Origin of the sequence: Actinomadura sp. NPDC048955 (assembly GCF_040649435.1) — a bacterium.
GTDB lineage: Bacteria > Actinomycetota > Actinomycetes > Streptosporangiales > Streptosporangiaceae > Spirillospora > Spirillospora luteofluorescens.
This window is the reverse complement of sequence record NZ_JBEZJI010000154.1, coordinates 1-3339: the sequence shown is the minus strand read 5'-3', so window position 1 is coordinate 3339 and position 3339 is coordinate 1. Positions and strand designations below refer to the sequence as shown.

General features: G+C 68.7%; 3 protein-coding genes. All 3 read left to right on the top strand.

All coding sequences use genetic code 11. The features are described from left to right. Positions 1-1192, top strand: a 1192-nt coding sequence (gene groL / locus AB0C84_RS45625; protein ID WP_361079065.1) for a chaperonin GroEL, incomplete at its 5' end; no start/stop codon positions are given. Between the two features lie 394 nt (positions 1193-1586). Continuing rightward, complete coding sequence (locus tag AB0C84_RS45620; RefSeq protein ID WP_179844247.1) at positions 1587-2177, top strand: phospholipid scramblase-related protein; 591 nt, start codon at positions 1587-1589, stop codon at positions 2175-2177. A gap of 63 nt (positions 2178-2240) precedes the next feature. Beyond that, positions 2241-2597 (top strand): hypothetical protein, encoded by a 357-nt coding sequence (locus tag AB0C84_RS45615; protein WP_258940605.1) that lies wholly within the window; start codon positions 2241-2243, stop codon positions 2595-2597. The last annotated feature ends 742 nt before the right edge of the window (positions 2598-3339 follow it).

Genomic DNA, 3339 nt, shown 5'->3' with positions numbered 1-3339 from the left:
CACGGCCTCCATCTCCGCGGGCGACCCGCAGATCGGCGAGATGATCGCCGAGGCGATGGACAAGGTCGGCAAGGAAGGCGTGATCACGGTCGAGGAGAGCCAGACCTTCGGTCTGGAGCTCGAGCTGACCGAGGGCATGCGCTTCGACAAGGGCTACATCTCGCACTACTTCGTGACCGACCCCGAGCGGATGGAGGCGGTCCTCGAGGACCCGTACATCCTGATCGTTCAGGGCAAGGCGTCGGCGAACAAGGACCTGCTGCCCGTCCTCGAGGGCGTCATGCAGTCCGGCAAGCCGCTGCTGATCATCGCGGAGGACGTCGAGGGCGAGGCCCTGGCCACCCTGGTCGTCAACAAGATCCGCGGGATCTTCAAGTCCGTGGCCGTGAAGGCCCCGGGCTTCGGCGACCGCCGCAAGGCCATGCTGGGCGACATCGCCACGCTGACCGGCGGCCAGGTCATCAGCGAGGACGTGGGTCTCAAGCTGGAGAACACCACGACCGAGATGCTGGGCCGCGCCCGCAAGGTCGTCATCACCAAGGACGAGACCACCATCGTGGACGGCGCCGGTGACGCCAACGAGATCGCGGGCCGGGTCAACCAGATCCGCACCGAGATCGACAACACCGACTCCGACTACGACCGCGAGAAGCTCCAGGAGCGCCTGGCCAAGCTCGCGGGCGGTGTCGCGGTCATCAAGGCCGGCGCCGCGACGGAGGTCGAGCTCAAGGAGCGCAAGCACCGCATCGAGGACGCCGTCCGCAACGCCAAGGCCGCGGTCGAGGAGGGCATCGTCCCCGGCGGTGGCGTGGCGCTGCTGCAGGCCGGCACCAAGGCGTTCGACAAGCTGGAGCTGTCGGGCGACGAGGCCACCGGTGCGAACATCGTCAAGCGCGCTCTCGAGGAGCCGCTGAAGCAGATCGCCGTCAACGCCGGCCTCGAGGGCGGCGTCGTGGTGGAGCGGGTCCGCAACCTGACCCCGGGTGAGGGCCTGAACGCCGCCACCGGCGAGTACGTCAACATGTTCGAGTCGGGCATCCTCGACCCGGCCAAGGTGACCCGGTCCGCGCTGCAGAACGCCTCGTCGATCGCCGCGCTGTTCCTGACCACCGAGGCCGTCATCGCCGAGAAGCCCGAGAAGAACCCGGCCCCGGCGGGCGGCATGCCCGACGCCGGCGGCATGGACTTCTGAGCGAGTCCGCGGTAGGCACTTCCGAGTGCATGTGAAAGGGGCGGTTCCTTCGGGGCCGCCCCTTTCCGTGTCCGTGGGGCCCGTCCGGGCGAGGCGGTGCGCGACGAGGCGGCAGGGGACGCGGGCCGAGATGGCCGCGGGGATGCTCGGTGGCCGCCGGGCCGAAAGAAGAATGTTTCTCGGACGGCCACCTCGGGCCGCGCCGGTGCAGGTCAGTGAGCCCGGTGCGGGCGCGGCGGTTCCGGTGGGCGCAGACGGGCGCGCAAAGAGCTTCCCCTGCGGCCCGGTGCTTGGCAGGATCGCCGGTTGGAAGGCGCGCCGCCCGAGGGTGCGGGCGCCGGCAAGGTGAACAGTGAGGCGGGTCGCCGATGCGGCCGATGAGGCAGGAGAACACGTGAGCGAAGTGTTCAGCTCCCCGGTGCTCAGGGTCGAACAGCCTCGCAGGGGACCGTTCGCCAAGTCGCGGTACAAGGTGCTGGACGAGGGCGGGACCGTCGTCGCCATCGCGGCGCCGACCGACGACCAGGGCGGTGCCGCGGTCATGCGCGGTCTGTTCCCCGGCAAGTCGAACCTCGACGCCCGCGCCGTCCTGCTGACGACCCCCGACGGCGACCCCCTGTACGTCGTGGACAAGCAGAGCGGCCGGGAGTACACCGAGATCCTCCGGCCGGACGGAGAGCGCGTCGGCTCCTTCGTCACCGAGAGGGTCGGCCGCCGCTACGTCGTCTACGACGACGACGGGACGCTCATCGGCACGGTCGACGTCGACGTGCCGCGCAACAACTTCGAGGTGAAGGACGCCGACGGCGGCAAGGTGGCGCACGTCCGCAAGAAGTGGGCGGGCCTCGCCACCCATCTGCTCACCACGGCCGACCGGTACGCGGTGGAGATCTCCGATCCCGTCCGGGAACCGCTGCGGACGATGGCGGTCATGACGGCCATCGTCATGGACATGAACCTGCACGAGGCCAAAGAGATCACCTGACCGGCCCGGCGGTCGCCCCATGGAGGGGTTCCCGGTTCCCGCGAGGCGAGGTACGTTCCGGTCGTGCAGGCCATGTCCGGGCGTCCGAACGGCTGGTGGATCTCGCCGGCGATCCCGACGATCGCGAACTGCGCGCTGGCCGTCCTCTGGGTCTTCTCGGCCCTCGGCGGGTGGGGCGACGCCGCCTTCTGCGGTGAGGGAGAGAGCCGCGACCCGGGATGCGGGGACGGGTTCGAGGACGCCGTGCGGCTCTCGGCACCCGTGGCCGTCCTCGCCGCGGCCGTCGCCGTGACCGCCTGGTCGATGCCCGGGGTCAGGCGCAGGCCCTCGCGGCTGGACGTCACCCTCACGGTCGCGGCCTTCGTCTGGGTGATCGCCGAAGGGGTGCTGTTCGTCGGCGGGTACCTGGCCAAACCCTGAGGCGCGCCGAACGGTCGGCGTTGCCGGAAAGAAACCTCGGCCGAGTGAATGCGATGTTCGAGCGGTGCGAGCCGGGCAGACCAGGACAAAACCCGAGGTAGGTCGGATGCCAGGGCGGCTCCGGCCGGGCGAAGCGGGCGCGCCGGCGCCATTGACACGCGCGAGCCGGTTTGACGTCACCCCGTGTTGGGCATACTGTTCACTTCGCCCCACGGGAGTGCGGGACGCCTCACGGCGGCCGGCCCGGGGGAACCATCCTCGATCAGCAGACGCGGCTTCGTCGCGTCCGCATAGTCGTGATGGGTCGGAAAGGTTCGATTTGACAATCGGGCCGGATCTGATGAAATAGCTCCACCGCCGGAAAGGGGCCGCGCAAGCGGAACCGGAATGGCGTATCGGAAAAGCCCGGAATTGACAGTCCGGACGGACCTGATAAAGTAAGTCGAGTCGCCCCGGAGCGGGAAACGCGAAAGCGGATCCAGCGCGGTGGGTGTCCGTTTCTTGAGAACTCAACAGCGTGTTAAAAGCCAGTGCCTTTATCGGCTCGGTCGAGTTCGGCCGGGTCGCCCCGTGCCGCCCTGCTTTGTGGGGTGGTGGGGATTTCTTTGAGGCAATGCACGGTCTCCGTTTGGGGGCTGTGTGATGCCGGGATTGTTTCCTGAGGTTTGGCTGGTCGGGGTTCGCCCCCTGGCTGGTCGTTGGACCTTGATGGAGAGTTTGATCCTGGCTCAGGACGAACGCT